Below are 24,391 nucleotides of genomic sequence, written 5' to 3' on the forward strand. Positions count from 1 at the left end.
CGTCAGAACCAAGGGCTAGAGTTGGGCCACCGGGAGCCTGTTTCAAAAAACCTGCCTCCCTGCCAGGCATCGCACCTGGCGCCGGCCTTCGACACGCGTCTACGCAGCCGGGAGCCCCCGCCTGTCATCGCTGCCCGCAGCGCCGCCGTTTAAAAAATCAAAAAGCATAATCAACCGATGATGAGCGGGTGAGCCATGGAATTACGCATTAATCAGAAGACCTATCAAGTCGATGCCGACGCCGATACGCCCTTGCTGTGGGTGATTCGCGACGACCTGGGCATGACGGGCACCAAATACGGTTGCGGCCTCGCACAGTGCGGCGCGTGCTCGGTGCTGGTGGATGGCAACGTCGTGCGTTCCTGCGTGACTCCGGTGGCCGGTGTGGTGGGCCGTGAGGTGACGACCATCGAGGCGATTGAGTCCGATGAAGTCGGTAAGCGTGTGGTCGCCACGTGGGTCGAGCATCAAGTCGCTCAGTGCGGCTATTGCCAGTCCGGTCAAGTGATGGCCGCCACCGCGCTGCTCAAACACACGGCCAAACCCAGCGATGCGCAGATCGAAGCCGCAATGGTCAATCTGTGCCGCTGCGGGACCTATAACGCGATTCATGCCGCTGTCCATGACCTTGCCGGACAAACCGTGAAGGGGGATGCCTGATGAACGTTCGTTTCGATGCCGTCGCCCATCTCATGGGGCAACCCCTGACCGACCCTGTAAACTTTTCTCGCCGACGCTTCCTGACCGGTACCGCCGTCGGCGCGTTGGTGTTGGGGTTTGGCTTGCCACTCGGGTCGTCTCGCGTACAGGCCGCTGCTGGGGGCGCAGCAGAGCGCGGCACCCAAGTGCCTGCGTTTCTGGAAATTCGCCCGGACAACACCGTGCGGCTGCTGTCGCCGTTCATCGAAGGCGGGCAGGGCACGTTCACGGCCATGGCGCAGATCGTCGGCGAAGAGCTCGATGCCGACCCTGCCACCTTTATCGTCGAGTGCGCTCCGCCGGGTGAAGCGTATTACGTGATGGAAAACGGCATCCGCATCACGGGCGGCAGCATGTCGATCCGGATGAGCTACCCGACCATGCGCCGTCTGGGGGCGCTGGCCCGCGCCATGCTGCTTCAGGCAGGGGCTGAGGCGCTCAACGCGCCCGTCAGCGAACTGACCACCGAGCCCGGTAAAGTGGTGCACGCGGCCTCGGGTCGGTCCATTCCTTATGGTGAACTGGCGGGCCGCGCACTGGACTTGCCGGTGCCGGACCCCGCCAGCGTCACGCTGCGCGACCCGAGCCAGTTCCGCTGGATCGGCAAGCCCGTCAAACGCCTCGATGCCTACGACAAATCCACCGGCAAGGCGCTCTACACCATCGATCTCAAAGTCGACGGCATGCTCCACGCTGCGGTGCAACACGCGCCGCGCCTGGGCATGACAGTGGGCGCTCTGCGCAACGAAGACCAGGTCAAGGCCATGAAAGGCGTGCATTCGGTGCACCGTCTGCCCGGCGCCGTGGCGGTGGTCGCCGAGCGTTGGTGGCATGCCAAGCGTGCCGTGGAAGCGATTCAGGTGGACTGGCAGGAAGCACCGGCCGATTCGACAATGCGCGTGATGCCCGCCGATTTCTCGACCGACGCCTATTTCAAACGACTGGCCGCTGAGAAAGGCCCGGCTCGCGATGACGAAAACGAAGGCGATGTGGCCGGTACGCTGGCCAACGCCAAGAGCAAAATCGAAGCGACCTACAACAACCAGTACCTGCACCATGCCCAGTTGGAGCCGCCGTCGGCTCTGGCGCGGTTCAACCCGGACGGGTCGCTGGAGATCTGGCTGCCCAACCAGGCCCCTGAAATGTTCCAGGCCGACATTGCCAAGCGCTTCGGGCTGGACCCGTCGCGTATCACCCTGCATTCGCCGTTGCTGGGCGGCTTTTTCGGTCGGCATTTCCTGTACGACTCGGCCAGTCCGTACCCGCAGGCCATCGAATTGGCGAAAGCGGTCGGGCGTCCGGTAAAAATGATCTGGAGCCGTGAAGAAGAGTTTTTGCGTGACGTCTTGAGACCCGGCGCAGCGGTCAATTTCCGCGGCGCTCTGGACAATGACGGTTGGCCTGTTGCAATCGAAGCGATCAGCGCGACGGAAGGGCCGACCGAGGGACTGGCCGGCAAGCAGGGCGACAAGATCGACCCGACAGCCCTTGAAGGGTTGTCTGGCAAGTCCTACGCGATTCCCAACAAGCGCATTGCCCAGATCTACGTCAAAGGCTCGGTCACGTTGGGCTACTGGCGCTCGGTGGGTAATTCGCTCAACGACTTCTTCTATGAGTCCTTTCTCGACGAGCTGGCGGACAAAGGCGGCAAAGACCCGTTCGAATTGCGCCTGCACCTGCTGCGCGACAACAAACGCCTGACGACCTTGCTCAACGCTGTCGGCGAACTCTCGGGGGGCTGGAAGCGCGGCCCGTTCACCGCTGAGGACGGCAGCAAACGCGCTCGCGGCGTGGCCATGGCGTCGCCGTTCGGCACGCAGACAGCCGTGATCGCCGAGGTGTCCATCGAGCACGGCCAGGTCAAGGTGCACGACATCTGGCAAGCCATCGACCCGGGCAGCATCGTCAACCCGGCGATTGTCGAGGCGCAGGTCAACGGCGCGGTGTCGTTGGGGTTGTCTCAGGTATTGGTGGAGGAGGCGGTGTACGTCGACGGTAAACCCCGTGCGCGCAACTACGACTTGTATCCGATTCTGCCGCCCTCGCGGATGGCACGGGTGCATGTGAAGGTGGTCGAAAGCGGGGAAAAAATGGGCGGCATCGGTGAACCGCCGCTGCCTGCGGTGGCGCCTGCCGTGGCCAACGCGGTCGCGGCATTGACGGGGCAACGGCCTCGCAGCATGCCCCTGAGCCGATACACTTTTACCTGACCTGCGCCGGAGCCTTTATGAATAACAGCCGATTCGCAAGAACCGCTGGCTGGCTGGCGTTGCCGTGCCTGGTCGCGGCGGGCCTGCTGGCCTGGTACGTTAACCGCGAGCCCGCCTCGCATCTGCAAGCTGATCAGACCGCTGACACGGCGCCCGCGTTGGTGACCCGAGGTGAGTACGTCGCCCGGCTCAGTGATTGCGTGGCGTGTCACAGCGTGCCTGGGGGGGCGCCGTTTGCCGGTGGGCTGGAAATGGCCACGCCACTGGGCGCGATTCATACCACCAACATCACCCCGGACCGGGACACCGGCATTGGCGGCTACAGCCTGGCGGACTTTGACAGGGCCGTTCGACATGGCGTCGCCCCCGGCGGACGTCGTCTGTACCCGGCCATGCCGTATCCGTCTTACGCCAAGCTCACGGACGATGACGTCCGCGCGTTGTATGCGTTTTTCATGAAAGGGGTCGCGCCGGTCAAACAGGCCAACATCGCGAGCGCAATTCCGTGGCCGCTGAACATGCGTTGGCCCATCGCGTTGTGGAACGGCGTGTTCACCGACGCGGCGCCGTATGCGGCCAAGGCGGGTAAAGACGAACTCTGGAATCGCGGTGCCTATATCGTTCAAGGCCCGGGCCATTGCGGCAGTTGCCACACGCCGCGCGGACTGGCGTTCAACGAAAAGGCGCTCGACGACTCCGGCACGCCGTTCCTGGCCGGTGCGTTACTCGACGGCTGGTACGCGCCCAGTCTGCGCAACGATCACAACACCGGGCTGGGTCGCTGGGACGAGCCGGAAATCGTGCAGTTCCTCAAGACCGGCCGCAACAAACACGCGGTGGTCTTCGGTTCGATGACCGAGGCCTTCAACAACTCCACTCAGTTCATGAGTGACGGAGACCTGTCGGCGATTGCGCGTTATCTGAAGTCATTGCCCGGCGACGGCCAACGCGACGGCGCACCTTGGCAGTATCAGGCGGTGTCCGCCGCTGCCCGGCTGGACGTTCCCGGCGCCCACACGTATGTGACCCGCTGTGCGTCGTGTCATGGGGACGATGGAAAAGGGCAGTCAGAGTGGATGCCACCTTTGGCCGGGGCGACGTCCGCACTGGCGAAAGAAAACGCTTCGGCCATCAACATCACCCTGAACGGTTCGCAACGGGTGGTCGCGGCTGGCGTCCCGGATGCCTATCGCATGCCGGCGTTCCGCGAACAGCTGTCGGATCAGCAAATCGCCGAAGTCCTGTCTTTCGTGCGCAGCACGTGGGGCAATCAGAGTGAACCCGTGGACGCGCAGGCAGTCAGCAAACTACGTGAACACACAGACCCGGCGAGTAGCAGCCCGATCATTCTGCAAATGCGGTAAGGAGACGCCTGATGGAAAGCATTGACCTTTTGGTGTTGCGCACCGCCCGTGACTGGCTCGCGGCAGGAGAACACGTGCTGCTGGCGACCGTGGCCCGGACCTGGGGCTCCTCGCCGAGGCCCGTCGGCTCGATGATGGCCCTGCGTAACGACGGTCGCGTGGTGGGCAGCGTGTCGGGGGGCTGTATCGAAGACGATCTCATCCACCGCTATACCACCGCCTACGGAGGTGAGGGTTTAAGGGGAGGGCACCCGGAAGTGGTGCGTTACGGCGTCACGGCCGACGAAGCCCATCGTTTCGGATTGCCGTGTGGCGGAACCCTGGAGCTGGTCTTCGAGTTCAACCCTTCCTGGCAATCGCTGGATGAAGTGTTGGGCCAGCTCGACTCGGGGCATTTGGTGCGTCGGCGCCTGGTGTTGGCGAGCAACGAAGTAAGCCTCGAACACAGCCCTGCACCGGAGCAGTTCAGCTTTGACGGCCTACAGATGCTCAACACCTTGGGGCCAGGGTACCGCCTGCTCATGATCGGCGCCGGTGCGCTGGCCGAGTACCTGGCCACGATGGCGTTGTTCAACGGCTTCAAAGTCACGGTCTGTGATCCGCGTCCCGAGTACGTCGAGACTTGGTCGGTCAGCGGTGTCCAGCGCATCGTCGGCATGCCGGATGACGTCGTCCGGGATTTCTCGGTTGACCTCAGAACCTGCATCGTCGCCTTGAGCCACGATCCCAAGCTCGACGACCTGGCCTTGCTGGAGGCCTTGCAGAGTCCGGCATTTTACATCGGCGCCATCGGTTCGCGACGCAACAGCCAACAGCGCCGTGAGCGCTTGATCGAACACTTTGGCGAAACCGAAGCGTCACTTCAGCGACTGCGCGGCCCCATTGGCATTTATATCGGCAGCAAGACCCCGGCGGAAATTGCCGTCAGCGTCATGGCTGAAATCCTCGCCGCCAAAAACGGCGTCGTCCTGCCTCGGGACGTCAGCGTGACCGAGGCCAAGGCGCTGGAAGACCGGGTGACGCTGGAGTTGGAGAAAGAACTGGTGTGAGGGGCTTCACGCGCGGGCGACGACACCCGCCTCTCACGGCGCCTCGAAGCCCGTGCAGACTGCGTCGCTGAACAAGCGTGTGTGTCGCGCTGGGTCAATCTGCCGATGCAGTGTCAGGGTTGTCAGCCTCCCTGCTTTCTGCCTTGAGCCAGTCAAGCACGGCGCGAATCTCAGGCGAGCTCTGTTTGCTTGGGGCACAGAGAAAGTGATAGCCCGTGTCACTTTCCATTTCCTCATCCAGCAATTTGCGAAGCGTACCGGTGCGCAGTTCATCAGAAATGTGCGATGTCCTGGCCATCGCGACGCCCAGTCCTCGAATCGCCGCCGAGACGGCCATGTTGGAGTGAGGCACGACCAGCACGCAATTGAGCGAGGAGGGTGCCAGTGCGTGTTTCTCAAGCCAGTAATCCCAGGAAGGCGTCGATATCTGCTCGCCATTGGCCATGTTCCGGGAACGCAGAATGACCGGGAACTTGATCACGTCTGCGGGGGTTGCGGGAGGGCCGATTCGGTCAATCAGGGCAGGGCTGCACACCGGGAAAATCCGTTCAGGAAGCACGAACTCGGCGTAAAAGCCCGGCCATGTGGCGTCGCGGGTTTCCAGGCGTATGGCGGCTTGTCCGCTGGCATTATCGAATCGCGAGAAATCCTCGGTGTTGAGTTGAATACGGATGTCGGGATGCCTGGCGTAGAAGGCGGGCAGGCGAGGGATCAACCAGGTGTTGGCGAACGAGTCGTGTACGAACAGCTCGATCAGCGATGTGCCCTGAGCATTTCGCTCGAAGCGCGTGGCGAGGGCGGCAAAATCCTTCAGGAACTGGCGCACGACAGGGAGCAGTTCGATGCCAGCCTGCGTCACGACCATCGCACCTGCAGTGCGGTCAAACAGCTCGGCGCCCAGTATTTCCTCCAGTTGCCTGACCTGGTGGCTGATCGCGCTTTGCGTGACGTGCAACTCCAACGCCGCCTGCGAAAAATTCAGGTGTCGAACGCAGGCCTCAAAACCCCTGAGCGCGGCCATCGAGGGGAATTTCCTAGCGGCCATTGCCGAGCCTCAACTGGACATTCATAGGGCATAAAATCCTTTCATTAACGACCGTTTCCCGCGTCGGGACAGAATAGCTTTTCCCTGCCGCGAACACTCACCATGACCTCATCAGCTCCCGCGCCTGACGTCCCGCATACTAAACGAACATCACGTAAAAATGCGCTCACCGCCGCCTGCGCGGCCCATGCCACGCACGATGGTTTGTGCGATCTGGTGTATGTGTTCCTGCCGGTCTGGCAGGACATGTTCATGCTCGGCTATGTGTGGCTGAGTGTGCTCAGAAGCGCTTATGCCTTGACGCTGGCCGTGTTGCAAATACCGGTGACCTCGTTGACAGCGAACGTTCGTCCGGTCCATTTGCTCGTCGGGTCGACCGCTGTCACCGCGCTCGGCTGGTTACTGGCGGGGCTGGCCGGGAGCGCCGTCGGGTTGGGTGCCGCACTGGTGGTCGCCGGGATCGGCGCGAGCGTGCAACACCCCGTGGCGTCCGCCATGGTGTCACGGGCCTACGGCAGCGGGGCCAAGCGGCCGCTGGGGATCTACAACTTCGCGGGGGATGTTGGCAAATCGGTGCTGCCAGCTTCAGCGGCGGTACTGCTCACCTATGGCTCGTATCGTAATGTGATCTTTTTCTACGCGGGCGTGGGCGTGTTCGCGGCGTTATTGATCGGAGCGCTCCTTAAAAGGACTGACACCGTTCACACGTCGCCTGAGCCGAGCCGTCCGGCAAGCGATACCAACGGCGTGACCGAGACACCGGGCGCCTTTCGGGCACTGCTCGCCACCGCGATACTGGACAGTGCTGTGCGCATGGGATTTCTCACCTTTCTTCCGTTCATCATCAAGTCCAGCGGCGGCTCGTTGGCTCAAACGGGCGTGGGCCTGACGCTGGTCTTCATCGGCGGCGCCGTGGGCAAGTTTTGTTGCGGCTGGATGGCAGACTCACTCGGCAGCACCAGAGCAATCATGCTGACGGAGGTCGCGACCGCGCTGCTCATCGTGCTGGTGCTGACGACACCGCTGACGATCGCCATGCTGACACTGCCGTTCCTGGGGGTGGTGTTGAACGGCACATCTTCCGTGTTGTACGGCGCGGTCACCGACGTGGTCGATACACCCGGACACGCCCGAGCTTTTTCAGTGTTTTACACCGGAACCATTGGCGCTGGCGCGCTGGCCCCGGTGCTCTATGGCTATGTGGGTGATCACGCAGGTATCGCGGCGGCTGTCATCGTCATAGCGGTCACGGCGGCCGTGTCGTTTTTGCCGGTCACCATAGCGACCCTCCGGCATCCTGAAGGGGTGGGTGAATCGCGATGAATGTGAGGGCTCAATCACGCTCCCTCATGGGCAGCCGTTTTGCCGAATACGCGCGTTTTTCGTCCTCGGAGTTGTAGTAGACGTTCTGGGTCGTGCTGAGGCTGTTGTGCCGCAAATCGACCTGAAGGTCTTTCATGTCGCGATGGGGCGCATCGAACGTCGCCGAGGTGTGCCTCAACCAATGCAAAGATGCCGCACGCAAGCGTCCAACGTCTTCATCTGCCCAGTTTTCCGCCTGCATCCGCTCCAGTGCCCGGTCGAATACCTCTTGCAGCAACACCCGGATATGTCGATCCGACAACCCGGCGCGCCCTCGTTGCGTCGCGATCAACGGGGTGGTTTCGCGGAAACCGGGCAACGGCGACAGGCCCTGATGCACCCGCCAACGCTTGAGGTAGTTCTCGACGTAGTCGTCCCGCACGCTGATTTTCCCGGCCTTGTTGCCTTTGCCAACCACGTGATACCACCAGTTGCCCGCGCCATCCTTGCGCATGTCGCCCATGCTCGGCGTCCAGTTCTCACGCCCGACCAGATCGGAAACCCGCAAATACATCGCAAAAATCGTCGCCACGATGAACAGCGTGCGTTCATATCTAGCATCCTGGGAGGCCAGCAACTCGGCTGTTTCCAGCACAAAGTCCCACTGCAATGAGGTCAGAATGCGCGTGTCGGCGTCGCCCGTGGTGCGCTGCTTGTACTTGCTCTTCTGTTTAACTGCCTTGAACGGATTGTGCTCACAGAAACCCTCATCGATGGCATGCTGAAAAAAGCTGCCGCAGACCGCAAATATCTGCGCGATCGAGCCTTGCGCAGGCTTGTAATGGTCCTGAAGGAGAGGGCGGTTGTCCTCGTTGGCGCGCTTGCGTTCCTCTTTGGAAGCCGACTGACTGAAAGGCCGCCAATCAGGGTTCAACACCGACGTATCACTCGCCAGCTTCTTGCGACCACCGACCCGCAAGAAGCGAGATTTCACGACTGGGCCGACCCAGGCGGGATCGGGTGCGAGGCAGAACTCCAGAAACGATTCGGCGTGAGTGCGGCGCATGTCCAGCAGGGAAACGCGAGACTTGAGCAGGGTCCATAGCAACAGGCGCTCAACGTGCGTGCGGTAGGAATTGAACGTAGACTCGTTGCCGGCATAGGACTTCAAGAAACCCCGCACGGCGCGATAGCCCTCAAAGGCCTGCAATTCGGCGGGAAACTGTTCAAGATAGGCCGTGACGGCGGGCAGTTCCTCCTTGAGCGAACTGAAATTCAGCTCGACGAAGCGGGCAAAAGTCTCGAATAACGGGTGCGGCGTCGAAGGCGTGGACATTGAAAATCGCTTGCAGAAGGCTCTGGAATGGTCGTGATGATCCTATGCGGAGCAGTATTGTGCAATATCCGGGTCTGACAGTTATCGGATATTGCAAACGCGTCAATCCGGCTACCTGAATGCCGATTCCAGCGAATTTCCGCAATATCTGGCCCAACCCTTATTGGCATGTGTCGTTGCATCCGATAAGCAATCACTGTGTGCTTAAATCCCTTTCACGCATTTCCGGACATCGTCATCAATGACGTTCCCTGGCTTGATGCAGTCCTGAAGCGGCTTGCGGTCTTGAAGCTCATCGAACTCGACCCGTTGTCTGTTTCGGCATTGTTTGTCCAGTGCCAGGCCGAACGGAGAATGATCAACCTTGAGAGATTCGCACAGCGTTGCGTTGGCGAATGTTGACGCCTGACTGGCGACGGTGTGTGCGATGGAAACCACAGAGCCCGCGTTGAAGCTTGCGCAGATGAGCAGCGCGGCGAGTACGCGATTCATTGTGCATCCTTGATCTGGGCGTGAGCGTTAGCGCTGAGTCGATGTTGCTCAGCCTGACGTGAGGTGTGGAGAAATTCGTGATGGAGAATGAGGGGTGGTGCTGAGGATAAACGCCGAGGTAGCGATTTGAGGACTGGACGCCCAAGGATGGAATTTGGGGGTTCTGAGCGTTGCAAAGCGTCACACTCACCACCCAGTGCGGACACAGACTGTTACGTATAATGTATATTATGTTAAATGATGTAACTGGAATGGACCTTGCCGGTCCCTCACACAGGTTCCAGGCAGACACGTTGAGGCTATTACTCGCTTACTACGAAACATCGTCCCCCCGCCGTCACCTCTAATGCGAAGAGACGAAGATCGAGGGTGTACTGGGCTCAGGTAATGCATATGTCGCTTTCATCCACGCGACCTCCGCATGAGGCGTGCGACCGAAGAAGCGTTTGAATTCCCGACTGAATTGCGAGGCGCTTTCGTAGCCGACATCGAACGCCGCGGCTGCCGCCGAAACATCGTTACGCAACATCAGTAAACGTGCCTGGTGCAGCCGCGTCGACTTCAGGTACTGCATGGGGGAAGAGTCAGTAACCGTTCTGAAGTGCAGATGGAAATTGGGGACGCTCATGCTAGCCTCCTGCGCCAGTGCTTCCACGTTCAACTGCTCCTGATAAGAGCTGTGGATTTTGCGGATGGCGCGAGTGACTTTGCCGAAGTGCCCCTGCTTACTGAGTGCAGCGCGCATGGAGCCGCCCTGCTCGCCGGCGATGATCCGATAATAAATCTCGCGAACCAGCGACGGGCCGAGGATCTGCGCATCGACCGGGTGAATCATGGCGGCAAGAAAGCGCAGGGTGGACTCACGCAAACGGTCGTCCATCGGTGAGGAATACATGCCCTTTGGGGGAGCTGCCGTCGGGCCGAATGTCTCATCGATCTCCAGAATCAGCTCGCCCGCCAGCTTGAAATCCAGTCGCATGTATACAGCAAACATGGGTTCTTCTTCGCTGGCGTCGGTTTCCATCGTGAACGGCACCGGCACCGACACCACCAGATAGTGCTGGGCGTCGTAAATGTAGACGTCGTCCCCCAGGTAACCGCGCTTGCGGCCCTGACACAAGATCACAATGCCAGGCTCATAGAGCACGGGTGTGCGGGTCAGCGGCCGGTTTGAACGCAAAAAACGTATGTCATCCAGGGGACTCAGGTTGTAGCCTTCGAGCGGTGCCAGTTGCTCCATCAACTGGACCATGCGCTCAGTCGTTTGTGCATCATTGCTCATGTTCGATCCTCCTGCTCGCCGCGTTCAGTTATCAGTAGAGCGGTCAAGGCTTCCCATTGTGATGGGTGAGCTTCATTCAGCCCGCTGGCTGAGCCATTCACGAAACGTGCTGAGCGCCGTGGATTCGGGTTTGTTCACTGGCCAGGCGAAGTAATACGAAAAGCTTTGCCGATCGATAACCAGGTCGAAGGGCATGCGCAGCAATCCGGCCTCGAGCTCTTTACTCACCAGCGACTTCTGAGCGATGGCCACACCGTGGCCTTCGATAGCGGCCTGGTATGCCAGTAGCGAGGTTTCGTAGCGCATGCCTCGGTACGGGTTGACTTGAGGCACACCCGCTTCACGCAGCCACAACGCCCAGTCGTCCAGCCGGGCGAGGGAATGCAAGAGCACCTGATCGACGAGCTCTTCGGGGGCTCGCAGATCCGACGCAAAACTCGCGCTCACCACAGGCACCAACTCGTTGCGGGTCAGCATCTGGGTGCCGATCCCCGGCCAGTCGCCGCCGCCCAACTGGATGCCGCCGTCGACGTCTTCGTGCTCGAAATCCAGCGCGGCAGGTGACGTGGTCAGCTGCACGTCAATGGCCGGGTGCGCAATATGGAACCCCGCCAAGCGCGGAATCAGCCAGCGCACCGCGAAGGTCGCCGGTGCACGAATCTTCAGCAATTGACGCCGCGTCGAGCCACCGACAATGGCATTGGTGGACTCGCGCAGGGCGTTGAACAACGGCACGATATCCGCCAGATAACGCTCGCCTGCAGCCGTCAACTCCAAGCCCGTAGGCATGCGCCGGAAAAGTTGCACAGACAGATAATCCTCCAGCGCCTTGATCTGTCGGCTTACCGCGGCTGGCGTCACTGACAGTTCATCCGCCGCACGGGTGACGCTGAGCGAACGACCCGTGGCCTCGAACGCCTTGAGCGGGTTGAGCGGCGGCAAGGGGCGAGAATGGGCGCCGTTGATGTTCACTGAGAATCTCCAGGCTGTCAGAGCGGATCGACGGGCCTATTGAGTATCGGAACTGCGCTTGCGGTCAATGCGCACACCCCAGATCGCTGCAACCAGGATGCACGGTAGCAGCGACACGATCGAATAGACGATGCCGGCCAGCGGGTTGCCACTCCAGTTCACCAGCGCCAGGCTGATCATGGGCAGAAAACCGCCGAACAGGATGTTGCCAATCTGCTGCGAAAGCCCGAAGCCAGTGGTTCTGCTCTGCGGCGGAAAACTGTCAGCGATGAACGCAGGCAGCGGCGCCATGACCATCGCCGTCAACGCAGCGAGCAACGTGATGCACGCGATCAACCCTGGCCAGGCCTGAATCTTGGCCGAAGCGACAATCTGCGCAAAACACGGATACGCGGCACCCGCCCACAACACCATGCCGACCAACATGATCCACGCCCGCCCATACCGGTCGCTAAGCGCGCCGAACAGCGGATACAAGGGCGCTGCAATGAGGATGGCGACGCCGACGCACAGGTTCGCTTCGAACACCGGCACGGCCAGCACGTTCTGCAGGAAATACAGCATGTAGATGATCGAGGTATACAGGGTGACGGACGTGCCCCCTTGAGCACCGAATACCGCCACCAGAAGGTTCTTCCATGAGGCACGGCTGGTCAGGGTGTCCGCCAGTGGCGAGCGAGATACACCGCCCTCCTCCTTGAGCGCCTGGAAGACGGGCGTCTCTTCCATCCCCAGGCGAATGTAGGTCGCGACCAGCACGATCGGCGCCGAAACAAGAAAAGGCACCCGCCAGCCCCAGGCAGCAAAGTCGGCGGGTGTGAGGTAAACATTGAGCAAGGAAACCACCAGAAGCGCCAGCAACAAGCCCAGGCTGGCGGTACTCTGCAAGAAACTGGTAAACAGACCGCGCCGCTCTCGGGGCGCATGCTCCATGACATACACCGCCGCCGAACCGTACTCGCCACCCAGGGCAATCCCCTGAATGATGCGCAGCACAAGCAGGCACACCGGCGCGAAGATCCCCGCCGACTGATAGGTCGGCAAACACCCCATCAGCACGGTCGACGTTCCCATCAGCACCAGGGTGATGACGAACGCGCGTTTGCGCCCGATGCGATCAGACATGGGACTGAAGATCAGCGTGCCCAGCGGTCGCGCCAGGTAGGCAACGCCGAACGTTCCCGCCGTGAGAATCGACGAAACGAAGGGGTCGAACTCAGGCAAAAACAAGGCACGCAAGGTGCTGCCCAAGGCGACATAAACGAGGAAGTCATAGTATTCGAGCATGGTGCCGAAGCTGGCCGTGCCAACCACGCGTGACATGCTGGGCCGGTAAGATGCGGCGGTTGCGGCGATGTCCATTGATATGGTCCTTATTGTTATGGGGCTACAGCGAAAGATCGATGAGTACGGTCGTCACTGTGTCGATGCAAGGAACGCTTTAACGGCAGCCTTGTGCTCAGCGCCGCAAAGCAAGATGGCTTGAACGGCGCCTGCTGATTCCAACGCTTGAGGCAGGTCGCTGCTCGCGGCCTGACGCACCAGGCGCTTGGCCAGGCGCAAGGCCTTGGGCGGCGCACTGGCAATGGTCGTTGCCAGTTGCTCGACGGTGCTGTCGAGCTCATCGGCGTCGACCACCCGGTTGATCAGCCCCATCTGCAAGGCTTCTTCAGCGGTGTGGAACTGGCTGGTCAGCGTCATTTCCATCGCTTTGGCCAGCCCGACTGCACGGGTCAGGAACCACGCGCCGCCGATGCCCGAGATCAACCCGAGACGCAAAAAGCTTTCAGCCAGTCGCGCGCCTTTCACGGCAACCCGCAGGTCGCACATCAGGCTCAGGTCGAGCCCCGCACCAATGGCCGAGCCGTTGATGGCAGCGATCACCGGGACGTCCACCGCTTGCATCGCCAGCGTAATGCGGTGCAGGTAACGGCGCAGACTCTCGAGCACGTCCTCGGTGGCGCCCTGCATCAGGTCTTCGCCGCGCTGCATGTCTTTGACGTTGCCGCCGGTGCAGAAATGCCGACCACTGCCGCGCAGCACCACGCAATGAACATCCGGACGGCCATTAATGCCTTCCAGTGCCTCGGCCAGGGCCACGCACATCGGCGTTGTCAGGGCGTTGCCGGTGTCGCTGTCGTTGAGGGTCAGGTACAGGACAGCACCACGTTGTTCGATCAGTACCAGATCGTGTTTTTCAGGATTCATGAAACATGCTCTCTAAGGGTCGTCGGTTTTTTATCGATGGTTGAAATGCGGTACACGTCGCTCCAGAAACGCCTCGCAACCCTCGCGCTGGTCGTCGAGTGCGAAGCAGCCGTGAAAAGCGCTGCGCTCGTAGGCGAGTCCTTCCGCCAGCGACGTCTCGAAGGCTCGGCAGGTGGCAGCCTTTACTGCCATCAGCACCGGCAACGAATGCCGCGCGATTGACTGCCCGATCGCCAGCGCCGCATTAACGACGTCCACGTCCGGCACCACTCGGGATACCAGGCCCGCCGCCAATGCCTGGGCAGCGGTGATGGATTCACCGGTCAGGTTCATTTCCATGGCCAACGACTTGCCGACCGCACGCGGAAGACGCTGAGTTCCTCCTGCGCCGGGCACCAGGCCGAGCTTGATTTCCGGCTGACCGAAGACCGCGGTTTCGCCCGCCACGACGATGTCGCAGATCATCGCGAATTCGCAGCCGCCGCCCAGTGCGTAGCCGCGCACGGCCGCCACCAAGGGTTTGCGCAGCGTGCTGACGCGCTGCCATTCAGCCGCCAGGAAGTTTTCATTGACGGCTCGGGCGTACGTCATCTGCGCCATGGCTTGAATGTCTGCGCCCGCGGCGAAGGCACGGGCCGAGCCCGTCACGACAATCGCCCGCGTCTGGGTGTCTTCATCCAGCGTTTGCAGGGTATCGCCCAGTGCAGTCATCAGCTCATGGGTCAGGGGGTTCAGCCCGTTGGGACTGTTCAGGGTAACCAGGGCGACAGCGCCCCGATGCTCAAGGGTGACAAAGGGCGTGGTCATGCGCAGGACTCCTGACGTGGGCGTACACCGATGGCGCCTGCGGCTTCGAATTCCGCTATCTGGCGTGCGCTGTATCCCAGTGTTTGCAGAATTTCGAGGGTATGTTCGCCCACGGCAGGGGGCGCGTTGAGCGGCGCGTCGGGATGGCTATTGATGGCAAAGCCCGGCATGCGCAGTACGCCCGCATCCGCCTGGGGCAGTTCGACTTCAACGCCGCTCTGGCGATAGTGTTCGGTCGCGGTCAGTTCGTCGTACCCTGCCACCGGCGCGCACAGAATGTCCCGGGCTTCCAGTTGCGGCAGCCAGTGCGCAGAGGCTTCGCCAATGAACCGTTGCTCAAGCAACCGGTGGAGCTGATCTCGATGCTGCACTCGGCCCGGGTTGTCGATGAAACGTTCGTCCTGCATCAATTCAGGCAAGTCCAGCAGATCGCACAGTGCCGTCCAGCGCACCGGGTGATAGGCCGCCACCATGATCCAGCCATCGGCGGTCTTGAACGCTTCGTTCGGTGCAGCGTACGGCGCGGCGCTGCCGGTTTTTTCCGGGACCCGCCCGGTCGCCAGAAAACTGCTTAACGACAGGTGCTGCAGCATCAATGTGCAGTTGTACAAACTTACATCCAGGTGCTCGCCCTGCCCCTGCCGCCGACGGCCATTGAGCGAAGCCAGTATCGAGATGGTGGACAGGTAAGCGGTCACCATGTCGGCGATAGGAATCGGCACCTTGGACGGGTCTGAATCAGGACTGCCGAGCATGCTCATCAAGCCGGTGACGGCCTGAATGATCCCGTCGACACCCGGCCGGTCATGCCAGGTTCCTGTTTGTCCGTAGGCGGACACCGAGCAATAAATGACACCGGGATTGATGGCCTTGACCGAGGCGTAATCCAGGCCCAGCCGGGCCATCACGCCGGGCCTGAAACTTTCGATGACCACATCGGCATCACGCATCAATTCCAGTGCAATCTCGCGACCTGCGTCGCTTTTCAGGTCCAGCGCAATCCCTCGCTTGTTGCGGTTCACACTGAGCGAGGTCACGCTCTGACGCTGTTGCCAGGGCGGGCCAATGGCGCGCCCCAGCTCACCGTCCAACGGTTCGACCTTGATTACGTCGGCGCCCATGTCACCCAGCAACATGCCGCAGACCGGTCCCGCCACCACGTGCGAAAAGTCCACGACTTTTATGTCTTTCAAGCTGTTGGTCAGCATCTTCAACACCCGGTTGCGCACCTGTACGTGCTCGTTTTTGTAATGGGTCGAGGATAGGGAAAGCCGTCCAAAGGCGGCTATCGACTTTATGAGCAGGGGGGATTGAGTTTTTGTTAAGCGCCTCGGCAGCGCCCACCAGCACACGTTTTACCCGGGCGGCAAGCGTCACCGCGTTTGCCGCCCAGGTCGCTGATCAAGGTCAGAAAAGCGCAAGCGTGTAGGTCAGGATCAGGCGGTTTTCATCGACGTCACGCGCGAAGTTGTTGTGCGCCATGCCGTTTCGCCAGCGCACGCCGAAGTGCTTCAACGGGCCGCTTTGGACCAGGTACTGCACCTCGACGTCGCGCTCCCATTCCTTGCCCTCCTCGCCGCTGGCCAAACGGATGTTGTCCCCGCGCACGTACAGCGTCCTGAACGTCAGGCCCGGGACGCCGAAACGGGCGAAGTCAAGGTCATACCGCGCTTGCCAGGAGCGCTCCCGGGGCTCGTCGAAGTCATTGATCAACACGAAATTGGGCAGATAGATGTCAGTGCCGTTCACGTAAGGAACAGCGGTGTCGCCACCGTTGTGGACGGCGCTTAGCGTGACGGCATGGCCTTTGAGGCTGTAGGTGAAAGCACCGCTCAGCGAGTGGCTGTCCACCTTGCCGCCCTTCCCGGCACCCGCTTCGTCGCTGACGAAATAACGCACATCGCTCTTGAACGTGCCCTCGCCCACTGGCGTGGTATGCACCACTCCAAGGTAGTGCTGGCGGTAGATGTCTTCGAGTTCGGCACGCTGGTAGGTCACTGCCAACTGCGGCGAAAAGGTGTAAGTGCCACCGCCCATGGTGAAGTGATCGGATTCAATAATGCCCCGGAAGCGTCCATTTTTGCTGAACAGCGCTAGGTCCTCCGAGGCGGTCTTCGCCCGGTCGGTTTCGCGGTCGAAACGCACCCCCGTCAGTGAAAGGGATTTGATTTCGGTCGAATCCAGGGTGACGCCCTGAAAGGTCTGCGGCAGCATCCGGCCGTTGTTGCCCACCAGCGTCGGTTGCACGGTGGTGAAACCGTTACCTAATTTGAGCTCCGTTTTGGACACCCTGATTTTGCCCATCACACCGCCCTTGGAGAATTCAGCCGGTGCGCGCCCGTCACTGTGAACCGGCAACAGGCCGCTGTTAGTGCGGTCGGGGCTGGAGTCCAGTTTCAACCCCACCATGCCCAGCACATCCAGACCGACGCCTACCACCCCTGAGGTGTAACCCGAGCGGTAATCGATCAGAAAGCTCTGCCCCCACTCGTCGCGCTTGCTTTGCCCGGGGCCGTCGCGAAAGTCTCGGTTGAAGTAAAAGTTTTTCGTGATGAATGTCGCTCGACTGTCTTCGATGAACCCGTCAGCCCGGACCCCCGCCGCCAAGGCTGAAAGCATCAGGACACCGCCAGTGGCACGCATTGTTTTCTTGTTTTTCATGAGGTCTCCAACGCTGTTCCCGGGCACGACAATGAATACCGCGCCCTGAAGCCAGCCGGTTTTTATTGTTTAGAGAGAGCTTGATTCGATGCGCCACAAGACCGCACGGCATCTCGTTCGCTGAGATGAAGCGCGTGAAATGACAGGGTGTGGAACGCGCTTCTGAATGGGCGTCTGATGACCTGTGCAGTAACCTCTGGCGCGCCGAGCTTAGAAACATCATGCCCGTCGTCGCTATCGATTTTCTTTCACGTCGGCCTTGAGTTTTTGTTAATCCGGCGGCGTGGCGTGAGGGTGATGCAGGTATCGAGGATCACCCCAAATGAGCAGGCGTTGGCGGCGGGTTCGCTCCCAAGGCCAATCCCGGCAATAGGATTAGGCAAGCAATGGAGATAAACCGGCATTCGCAGCGCAGCCCCCTCACCGTACCGTGGGCCCTCAGCTTTTTCCGCTGAATCGATATTCAACGATTGGAGATCAGCCCATGTTAATCGTCTACAACCCCGCAGATGGCAGTGAAGTCGGCCGTGTTCCACAGAGCGATGCAGCAGCGGTAAACGCTGCCGTCGACCGTACCTGTGCAGCGTTCCCAGAGTGGTCCGGCAAACTCGCCAAAGAACGTGGCGACATCCTGCGTCGCTGGTTCGAAAGCGTCAGGGCAGACAAGGAAGCGTTCGCCGAATTGATGTCGAAAGAAAACGGCAAGTGCCTGACCGAAGCCCGTGGCGAGATCGATTACGGTCTGGGGTTCATCGAGTGGTATGCCGAGGAAGCCAAGCGCGTCTATGGCGACACCATCCCCACCCACGACAAGAACGCCTCGGTGATGGTGACCAAAGAGCCGGTCGGCCCGGTCGCCGCCATCACCCCGTGGAACTTCCCGTTCATGATGATCACCCGCAAGGTCGCCACGGCATTGGCAGCGGGTTGCACTATGATCATCAAGCCGGCGGAAGACACGCCGCTGACGGCATTCAAACTGCTGGAGCACGCCCGCAAAGCCGGCATACCGGAAGGTGTACTGGAAGTCGTGGTGGGCGATCCCAAACAGATCGGCGAGATCATCACCTCCGACCCGCGGATTCGCAAAGTCTCATTCACAGGTTCTACCAACGTCGGCAAGCTGCTGGCGGCACAATGTGCGCAGACCATCAAAAAAATGACCATGGAGTTGGGCGGCAACGCGCCTTTCATCGTGTTCGACGATGCCAATATCGATGAAGCAGTGAAGGGGCTGGTGGGCGCCAAACTACGTAACTCGGGCCAGGTGTGCATCTCGCCGAACCGAATTTTCGTGCAGGACACGATCATTGACGCTTTCATCGAAAAAGTGAAAGCGGCTGTGATGGCAATCGATGTCGACCAGGGTCTTCGAGAAGACTTCGTGGTCGGTCCGATGATCAACAAAACCGGTTTCGAGAAAGTCGGGGCGTTGGTCGAACAGGCCAAGGCAGCAGGCGCGACGGTTCTGTTGGGCGGCAAACCCCACGCCAAGGGCGGGTTGTTCTACGAGCCGACCATCCTCACCGGCCTGACGGACGATTCACCGCTGGCACAGAATGAAATCTTCGGCCCGGTGTTCGCCGTTTACTCGTTCTCGAGCGAGGAAGAAGTCATCCGGCGCGCCAATCAGACCGAATTCGGCCTCGTTGCCTACGCCTATACCAGTGCACTGGGGCGTTCGCTGCGACTGTCTCGTCAGCTTGAAGCGGGTATGGTCATCCTCAACTCGGGTTCGGTCGGCACCGTGTCGATTCCGTTTGGCGGCATCAAGCAATCCGGCTATGGCCGTGAAGGCAGCTATTACGGCATCGAGGAATACGTTCACGTGAAATACGTGCTGCTCGCCGGCGCACAACTGTAATCGTCCCTCGGCGGCGCGAAGTGCCACGATCCATTTCGCGCTGCCTCTCGCTTCCAGTGCCGACAATGGACGTGCCGCGTCGACATTCAACCATCGATCAAACAACAGAAAACTCGGTATCAGGACGGCAATTGCAATTATCGGCTACAGCCTTCAATGGCGATCTCCCTTCATCGCATCACGCAAACGCTCGATGCCCAGCCGAAATTCCCGCTCATTCAAACTGCCATAACCCAGACGCATTGCTTGAACGTCCGAGGGGTCATCGCAGAACATGCTGCCTGGCAGGATCCTGACGTTTCTCTGCAAAGCCAGCTGCGCCAATAGTTGCATGTTCTGTGGTTGAGAAAATCGAACCCATAGCGCCAAGCCCCCGCTGGGATGGGCGACGTGAACAGTATCCTTCAGGATTTCCTGAACCGCCTGCACCGCTGACTGACAACGTTGTTCGTAGACTTTCAGTGCCCGGCGGATATGCCGCTTCAGCTTACCGTTTTGCAATAGCTGTGCAGCCGCCCGCTCGGTAACCGTATTGCCCTGCCGGTCAATGAGCATGATCTGGTTTGCCAGCCGGTTGATGACCGACGCGGGAGCCACTACATAACCGACTCTCAAACCGGGTGCGAGAATCTTGCTCAAAGAACCGACGTAGATGACACGGCCACTTTGATCCATGCTGGCCATGGGTAGCATCGGATTGTGCGAGAAGTGAAATTCGTGATCGTAGTCATCTTCTATCACCACGAAATCGAATTGCTCGGCCATGGCTAGCAGGCGCATCCGACGATCAATGGGCATCGTCACTGTGGTTGGGAACTGGTGATGGGGGGTAAGGTAAATAGCACGGATACGATGGCTGCGGCACACTCGCTCAAGGTCGTCCGGAATCATCCCGAACTCATCTTGCTTGACGCTGTGCACCAGGCCCCCACAGGCTCGAAAAGCCTCTCTGGCAGGAGGATAGCTCAGTCGCTCCATCGCCACGCCGTCGCCCGCACGTATCAGGATTTTCGCAATCAGATAGATACCCATCTGACTGCCCCGAACGACGCACAAGGTGTCCTCTTCGGCATTGATAGCCCGCTCGGCTCGGAGCATGGTCGCCAACTCAATTCGCAAGGTGCTTAGGCCACGTGGATCACCGTAGCCCATTCGATTACCCCGGGCAGACTCCATAAGCGCGATTCGAAACGCCTTGGACAGGTCTTCAAAGGGGATAAGGCGAGTATCGGGTGCCCCATCGCTAAAATCCGTTGACTCCTCATCAAGTACGCTCACCGGCAGATGTTCATCACCGTAAGGTAGGTAGGCGGGCTCTGCCAGACGGCCCGACAGTCGTTGTGCTACTCCCGCCACTCGCTGCTCTTGCTTGAACACCGGAAGCTCCGGCGAAACGAACGTGCCGCGTTTTTCGTGGCTGACCAGCCAGCCTTGGGCTATCAATTCATCGTAAGCCAGGATCAGGGTCTTCCGATTCACACCGAGCCGGACCGACAGTTCGCGGGTGCTTGGCAAAGCATCTCCTGCCCGTAATAGCCCCGACCTGATACGGTCCGTCAATGCAGCCACGATCTGCATATTGAGCGACGTGCTCGCAGCGCGGTCGATGTCGATACCGATGTCCCAACTGTTTGTCATGAGTGAATCTCTCCAACTTCTGGACCATCCATGTTTTTGAATCTGGATGATTGAAAGGGTCCAGGCAGAAGGTAGCATTTTAGTCATCCCTAGCGCACGGACCGCATCAAGCTGATGCTTTACGTGAACGCCTGGTAGATAAGCAGACTGCGCAAACGGCGCGGATCTCCGTTGACTAAGTGACCTAGAGGCGAGAAACCAGTATGCAGACGACCCCACAGCTTCTCCCGTTCCACATTGCGTTTCCTGTGCACGACATTGCCGTTGCCCGCCAATTTTATGGTGAATTGCTCGGTTGCTCCGAGGGCCGTAGCTCTGCTCAGTGGGTTGATTTCGACTTCTATGGTCATCAGGTTGTCGCTCATCTTGCTCCCGAAGAAACGGGGGTCAGCCCGACCAACAGCGTTGATGGCCATGGTGTGCCTGTCCGCCACTTCGGTGCGTTGCTGACGATGGAGCAATGGACGGCACTGGCCGACAGGCTCAAGGCGGCGCGCACGCAATTCATTATTGAACCGTACATTCGCTTCAAGGGTGAGCCTGGCGAACAGGCCACCATGTTCTTCCTGGACCCAAGCGGCAATGCGCTTGAGTTCAAAGCATTCGCGGATATAAATAGTTTGTTCGCCAAATAACCCGAACGCCTGAATGGCTTATCCGCACCCGCCTACTTCTGAAAACGAGACGCCCACCATGCGAAGATGGAACATTGCCATAACCGGCTTCGGTGCTATCGGCAAAGCCGTGGCCCAGATGATCCACCAGCGTAACCAGCGCTATAAGACACTTTACGATGCCGACGTTCGTATCGTGGCGGTGTGCGGCTCCCGTGCAGGCTTGATCAATCACGAAGGGCTGCCTCTGGATGACTTGGCGACACTGGCATTGCAGCCTGGCCTGACCGGTGACGGCTTCTTGCAGCGCGCCGGGGCTGACGTCGTGATTGAGGCGGGTCCAACGGATTACCAGACGGGTGGCTCGGGATATCGTTATCTGCGGGAAGCATTAATCGCCGGCTCGCATGCCATTTCGATTTCCAAAGGTGCGCTGGTCTTTGACTTTCCAGGCCTCGCAGAGCTGGCTCGGGCCAATGGCGCACAGCTGAAGATCAGCGGCGCGACTTCCGCAGCGTTGCCGACCATTGACCTGCTGCAATACAACCTTGTCGGTTGCCGGATTCTCGAGATCGAAGGAATCGTCACCGCGACCAGCAATTTCGTCCTCAGCAAGTTGATGCACGGGGTCAGCTACGCCGATGCAGTCGTTCAGGCGCAACAACTCGGCATGGCGGAGCCGGACCCACGCTTCGATCTGGAAGGCTGGGACACAGCCTGCAAGATCAATATCTTGGCCAATGCAGGCTTCGGCGCCAGCTTGAAACTCCATGACATCCCTCGCGAAGGCATCGATCAGATCACACCTTCAGATATACAGCGTTGGAAGGTCGCCGGTGTCGTCCCCAAACTTGTCGGTCGGATTGACAACACCGGGCCGAGCGTTACGGCATCGGTAGAGCTGAGAACCTATCCGCTGGACCATCCATTTGCCCAGGTGAGCGCTCGGATGAAGGCAATTCGAGTCAGTACCGACGTCATGGGAGAAATCTCTGCCATCGGTCTGACGAGCCCATCTGCCACTGCGGCTGCGGCATTGAAAGACTTCGAGCACTTGCTGATGGCCGCACAGTATTGAATTGAGTTGCGGTCTTCAAAGTTTTTATCAAATCTTCATCACCACTCCCGCACCGTCAACTGTGCGCAAGAGGAATTCACATGCGCGTCCATGTCTTGCAACACGCCTTCTTTGAAGGCTTGGGAAACATTGAAAACTGGCTCAGACAACAAGGGGCCACCATCAGTTATACCCGCCTCTATGAAGCGGCCAAGTTCCCGGCGGTGGAACAGCTCGATTTAATCATTGCCTTGGGCGGCCCCATGAGTGTCAACGACGAGGCGGAGTTGCCATGGCTTATTCAGGAAAAACAGTTCATTGCTCAGGCGATCAGGGAAGATGTTGCAGTCTTCGGGATTTGTCTGGGTGCCCAACTCATTGCTTCCGCGATGGGGAAGCGCGTGTATCCCGGCCCTGAAAAGGAAATTGGCTGGCACCCTATCCATGCCACTGATAATTCTTCAAGCACCTTCAACTTTCCGAACACGGTCAGCGTTTTACATTGGCATGGCGAAACATTCGACCTGCCTGACGAAGCAGTCAACCTCGCCGAGAGCGTCGTCTGCAAACACCAGGCTTTCCAGTTGGGGCGTCGAGTCATTGGCCTGCAGTTCCATATGGAAATGACCCGTGAAAGCATCGAGAAAATGCTTGTTCATTGCGGTGGCGACCTGACGGAAGGCAACTTCGTGCAATCGGAACAGGTCATTCGCGCCGCGTCCAACGAGCGCTTCAGCGCACTGGAACATCTGATGGCAGAGCTGCTCTCCTATATCACCCAAGGTATCGATAAGCGGTCTGGACACCACCTGCTATCAATGACCCGCTGAGTTTCACTTCACGACTCCAACGCTCTTCAAGCAATGCATCTCGATGGCGCCAGAAGCGTTATTGAGCTAACGCCTGCGCGCGTGTAAAGCCACTCGCACGTCGTTAGAACTCCCCGAACGCAAACTTCGTCAAGTTCCCATGATTCAGAGGATACGGTATGACAACGACACTCGAATTATCCAAGGACCAACTGGTCAGCCAAGCGTTGAGCCAGATGCAAAACAACCTCGCAGACACGACCTGGACCGCTCGCCAAAAACTGGCGCTGACGTGCCGCATCCTGTTCGAGAACGGACACGATTCGGGGCTGGCAGGTCAGATCACTGCTCGAGGCCCTACACCAGGCACGTACTACACACAGCAATTAGGCCTCGGATTCGACGAAATCACTGTCGGCAATCTGCTGTTGGTAGACGAAGATCTCACCGTGCTTGAAGGCAATGGCATGGCTAACCCGGCCAACCGCTTCCACAGCTGGGTGTATCGTGCTCGACCGGATGTGAACTGCATCATTCACACCCACCCCACTCATGTCGCAGCCTTGTCGATGCTTGAAGTGCCGCTGCAAGTTTCACACATGGATCTTTGTCCTCTGTACGAAGATTGTGCGTTTCTTGAAGGATGGCCGGGTATTCCGGTGGGCAACGAAGAAGGCGAACTGATCGCTGGTGCACTGGGCGACAAGCGCGCAGTCCTGCTCTCGCATCATGGTCAGCTGTCAACAGGGACGAGCATCGAAGAAGCCTGCGTCATTGCGCAACTGATAGAGCGCGCCGCCAGGCTTCAACTCATGGCGATGGCCGCAGGCGACATCAAGCCTATCCAACCCGAGCTAGGCCGCGAAGCGCACGACTGGATCGCAAGACCCAAACGGTACGCTGCGACTTTCAACTACTACGTCCGGCAAACCCTGCGTCAGCACGCTGACTGCCTGAGCTGAATTCACCTCGTTTTCATAAG

General features: G+C 59.6%; 21 protein-coding genes. 10 read left to right on the forward strand and 11 right to left on the reverse strand.

Features of this window, described 5'->3' with window-relative positions; all coding sequences use genetic code 11:
• The first annotated feature begins 195 nt into the window (after positions 1-195).
• From AAEO81_RS16625 to AAEO81_RS16640, 4 genes are read left to right on the forward strand one after another with little or no spacing between them, the layout of a single operon-like run.
• Positions 196-660: a (2Fe-2S)-binding protein gene (locus tag AAEO81_RS16625; RefSeq protein WP_341957911.1), complete on the forward strand. Its 465-nt coding sequence runs from the start codon at positions 196-198 to the stop codon at positions 658-660.
• On the forward strand, positions 660-2,909 hold the full coding sequence (locus tag AAEO81_RS16630) for a molybdopterin cofactor-binding domain-containing protein (protein WP_341957912.1): 2,250 nt from the start codon (positions 660-662) through the stop codon (positions 2,907-2,909). Before AAEO81_RS16625 ends, AAEO81_RS16630 begins: the two co-directional genes overlap by 1 nt.
• A gap of 17 nt (positions 2,910-2,926) precedes the next feature.
• Positions 2,927-4,273 (forward strand): cytochrome c, encoded by a 1,347-nt coding sequence (locus AAEO81_RS16635; protein ID WP_341957914.1) that lies wholly within the window; start codon positions 2,927-2,929, stop codon positions 4,271-4,273.
• A gap of 11 nt (positions 4,274-4,284) precedes the next feature.
• Complete coding sequence (locus AAEO81_RS16640) at positions 4,285-5,322, forward strand: XdhC family protein (RefSeq protein WP_341957916.1); 1,038 nt, start codon at positions 4,285-4,287, stop codon at positions 5,320-5,322.
• 94 nt (positions 5,323-5,416) lie between these two features.
• Here the strand turns inward: AAEO81_RS16640 and AAEO81_RS16645 are convergent, their stop codons facing one another.
• Complete coding sequence (locus tag AAEO81_RS16645) at positions 5,417-6,343, reverse strand: LysR substrate-binding domain-containing protein (protein ID WP_341957918.1); 927 nt, start codon at positions 6,341-6,343, stop codon at positions 5,417-5,419.
• 126 nt (positions 6,344-6,469) lie between these two features.
• On the opposite strand from AAEO81_RS16645, the gene AAEO81_RS16650 reads away from it, so the two are divergent.
• Positions 6,470-7,690, forward strand: a complete 1,221-nt coding sequence (locus AAEO81_RS16650) for an MFS transporter (protein ID WP_341957920.1) — start codon at positions 6,470-6,472, stop codon at positions 7,688-7,690.
• Between the two features lie 10 nt (positions 7,691-7,700).
• On the opposite strand, the gene AAEO81_RS16655 is transcribed toward AAEO81_RS16650, so the two are convergent.
• The 9 genes from AAEO81_RS16655 to AAEO81_RS16695 form a co-directional block, all read right to left on the reverse strand.
• A complete protein-coding gene (locus AAEO81_RS16655; RefSeq protein ID WP_341957921.1) occupies positions 7,701-9,005 on the reverse strand; it encodes a site-specific integrase in 1,305 nt (434 codons plus the stop codon).
• A gap of 204 nt (positions 9,006-9,209) precedes the next feature.
• Entirely contained in the window at positions 9,210-9,497 is a 288-nt protein-coding gene (locus AAEO81_RS16660; RefSeq protein ID WP_341957923.1) for a hypothetical protein, read from the reverse strand.
• Positions 9,498-9,840: 343 nt separating this feature from the next.
• Positions 9,841-10,779 carry an AraC family transcriptional regulator gene (locus tag AAEO81_RS16665; RefSeq protein ID WP_341957925.1) on the reverse strand — a complete coding sequence of 313 codons (939 nt, stop codon included), beginning with the start codon at positions 10,777-10,779 and terminating at the stop codon, positions 9,841-9,843.
• Between the two features lie 72 nt (positions 10,780-10,851).
• Positions 10,852-11,751 carry a LysR substrate-binding domain-containing protein gene (locus AAEO81_RS16670; protein WP_341957927.1) on the reverse strand — a complete coding sequence of 300 codons (900 nt, stop codon included), beginning with the start codon at positions 11,749-11,751 and terminating at the stop codon, positions 10,852-10,854.
• A gap of 36 nt (positions 11,752-11,787) precedes the next feature.
• On the reverse strand, positions 11,788-13,113 hold the full coding sequence (locus AAEO81_RS16675; protein ID WP_341957929.1) for an MFS transporter: 1,326 nt from the start codon (positions 13,111-13,113) through the stop codon (positions 11,788-11,790).
• 54 nt (positions 13,114-13,167) lie between these two features.
• The gene (locus tag AAEO81_RS16680; RefSeq protein ID WP_341957931.1) at positions 13,168-13,959 is read right to left on the reverse strand and encodes an enoyl-CoA hydratase-related protein; all 792 of its coding nucleotides are present in this window, start codon (positions 13,957-13,959) and stop codon (positions 13,168-13,170) included.
• Between the two features lie 30 nt (positions 13,960-13,989).
• Positions 13,990-14,766 (reverse strand): enoyl-CoA hydratase-related protein, encoded by a 777-nt coding sequence (locus tag AAEO81_RS16685; protein ID WP_341957933.1) that lies wholly within the window; start codon positions 14,764-14,766, stop codon positions 13,990-13,992.
• Positions 14,763-15,974 (reverse strand): CoA transferase, encoded by a 1,212-nt coding sequence (locus AAEO81_RS16690; protein WP_341957935.1) that lies wholly within the window; start codon positions 15,972-15,974, stop codon positions 14,763-14,765. The genes AAEO81_RS16685 and AAEO81_RS16690 overlap by 4 nt, the downstream gene beginning before the upstream one ends.
• A gap of 199 nt (positions 15,975-16,173) precedes the next feature.
• On the reverse strand, positions 16,174-17,427 hold the full coding sequence (locus AAEO81_RS16695; protein ID WP_341957937.1) for an OprD family porin: 1,254 nt from the start codon (positions 17,425-17,427) through the stop codon (positions 16,174-16,176).
• Between the two features lie 484 nt (positions 17,428-17,911).
• Between AAEO81_RS16695 and AAEO81_RS16700 the strand changes: the two genes are divergently transcribed.
• Complete coding sequence (locus AAEO81_RS16700) at positions 17,912-19,291, forward strand: NAD-dependent succinate-semialdehyde dehydrogenase (protein ID WP_341957939.1); 1,380 nt, start codon at positions 17,912-17,914, stop codon at positions 19,289-19,291.
• A 153-nt stretch (positions 19,292-19,444) separates the two neighbouring features.
• On the opposite strand, the gene AAEO81_RS16705 is transcribed toward AAEO81_RS16700, so the two are convergent.
• Complete coding sequence (locus AAEO81_RS16705) at positions 19,445-20,929, reverse strand: PLP-dependent aminotransferase family protein (protein ID WP_341957941.1); 1,485 nt, start codon at positions 20,927-20,929, stop codon at positions 19,445-19,447.
• A 203-nt stretch (positions 20,930-21,132) separates the two neighbouring features.
• Here AAEO81_RS16705 and AAEO81_RS16710 point away from each other — a divergent pair, with 203 nt between their 5' ends.
• From AAEO81_RS16710 to AAEO81_RS16725, 4 genes are all read left to right on the forward strand, one after another.
• A complete protein-coding gene (locus AAEO81_RS16710) occupies positions 21,133-21,564 on the forward strand; it encodes a VOC family protein (protein WP_166594530.1) in 432 nt (143 codons plus the stop codon).
• A 13-nt stretch (positions 21,565-21,577) separates the two neighbouring features.
• Positions 21,578-22,621 (forward strand): homoserine dehydrogenase, encoded by a 1,044-nt coding sequence (locus tag AAEO81_RS16715; protein ID WP_341957945.1) that lies wholly within the window; start codon positions 21,578-21,580, stop codon positions 22,619-22,621.
• A gap of 80 nt (positions 22,622-22,701) precedes the next feature.
• On the forward strand, positions 22,702-23,430 hold the full coding sequence (locus AAEO81_RS16720; protein ID WP_341957947.1) for a type 1 glutamine amidotransferase: 729 nt from the start codon (positions 22,702-22,704) through the stop codon (positions 23,428-23,430).
• Between the two features lie 158 nt (positions 23,431-23,588).
• Positions 23,589-24,371, forward strand: coding sequence for an aldolase (locus AAEO81_RS16725; RefSeq protein WP_341957949.1), 783 nt, complete (start codon positions 23,589-23,591; stop codon positions 24,369-24,371).
• Positions 24,372-24,391: the final 20 nt, after the last annotated feature.

Source organism: Pseudomonas sp. RC10 (genome assembly GCF_038397775.1).
GTDB lineage: Bacteria > Pseudomonadota > Gammaproteobacteria > Pseudomonadales > Pseudomonadaceae > Aquipseudomonas > Aquipseudomonas bambusae.

Bases quoted from the DNA above. Each gene is read 5' to 3' on its own strand.
- AAEO81_RS16660 (WP_341957923.1), bottom strand. From the start codon at position 9,497: ATGAATCGCGTACTCGCCGCGCTGCTCATCTGCGCAAGCTTCAACGCG.
- AAEO81_RS16720 (WP_341957947.1), top strand. From the start codon at position 22,702: ATGCGCGTCCATGTCTTGCAACACGCCTTCTTTGAAGGCTTGGGAAAC.
- AAEO81_RS16690 (WP_341957935.1), bottom strand. From the start codon at position 15,974: ATGCTGACCAACAGCTTGAAAGACATAAAAGTCGTGGACTTTTCGCAC.
- AAEO81_RS16705 (WP_341957941.1), bottom strand. From the start codon at position 20,929: ATGACAAACAGTTGGGACATCGGTATCGACATCGACCGCGCTGCGAGC.
- AAEO81_RS16675 (WP_341957929.1), bottom strand. From the start codon at position 13,113: ATGGACATCGCCGCAACCGCCGCATCTTACCGGCCCAGCATGTCACGC.
- AAEO81_RS16630 (WP_341957912.1), top strand. From the start codon at position 660: ATGAACGTTCGTTTCGATGCCGTCGCCCATCTCATGGGGCAACCCCTG.
- AAEO81_RS16695 (WP_341957937.1), bottom strand. From the start codon at position 17,427: ATGAAAAACAAGAAAACAATGCGTGCCACTGGCGGTGTCCTGATGCTT.
- AAEO81_RS16700 (WP_341957939.1), top strand. From the start codon at position 17,912: ATGTTAATCGTCTACAACCCCGCAGATGGCAGTGAAGTCGGCCGTGTT.
- AAEO81_RS16640 (WP_341957916.1), top strand. From the start codon at position 4,285: ATGGAAAGCATTGACCTTTTGGTGTTGCGCACCGCCCGTGACTGGCTC.
- AAEO81_RS16665 (WP_341957925.1), bottom strand. From the start codon at position 10,779: ATGAGCAATGATGCACAAACGACTGAGCGCATGGTCCAGTTGATGGAG.
- AAEO81_RS16645 (WP_341957918.1), bottom strand. From the start codon at position 6,343: ATGGCCGCGCTCAGGGGTTTTGAGGCCTGCGTTCGACACCTGAATTTT.
- AAEO81_RS16635 (WP_341957914.1), top strand. From the start codon at position 2,927: ATGAATAACAGCCGATTCGCAAGAACCGCTGGCTGGCTGGCGTTGCCG.
- AAEO81_RS16715 (WP_341957945.1), top strand. From the start codon at position 21,578: ATGGCTTATCCGCACCCGCCTACTTCTGAAAACGAGACGCCCACCATG.
- AAEO81_RS16625 (WP_341957911.1), top strand. From the start codon at position 196: ATGGAATTACGCATTAATCAGAAGACCTATCAAGTCGATGCCGACGCC.
- AAEO81_RS16685 (WP_341957933.1), bottom strand. From the start codon at position 14,766: ATGACCACGCCCTTTGTCACCCTTGAGCATCGGGGCGCTGTCGCCCTG.
- AAEO81_RS16680 (WP_341957931.1), bottom strand. From the start codon at position 13,959: ATGAATCCTGAAAAACACGATCTGGTACTGATCGAACAACGTGGTGCT.
- AAEO81_RS16650 (WP_341957920.1), top strand. From the start codon at position 6,470: ATGACCTCATCAGCTCCCGCGCCTGACGTCCCGCATACTAAACGAACA.
- AAEO81_RS16655 (WP_341957921.1), bottom strand. From the start codon at position 9,005: ATGTCCACGCCTTCGACGCCGCACCCGTTATTCGAGACTTTTGCCCGC.
- AAEO81_RS16710 (WP_166594530.1), top strand. From the start codon at position 21,133: ATGCAGACGACCCCACAGCTTCTCCCGTTCCACATTGCGTTTCCTGTG.
- AAEO81_RS16725 (WP_341957949.1), top strand. From the start codon at position 23,589: ATGACAACGACACTCGAATTATCCAAGGACCAACTGGTCAGCCAAGCG.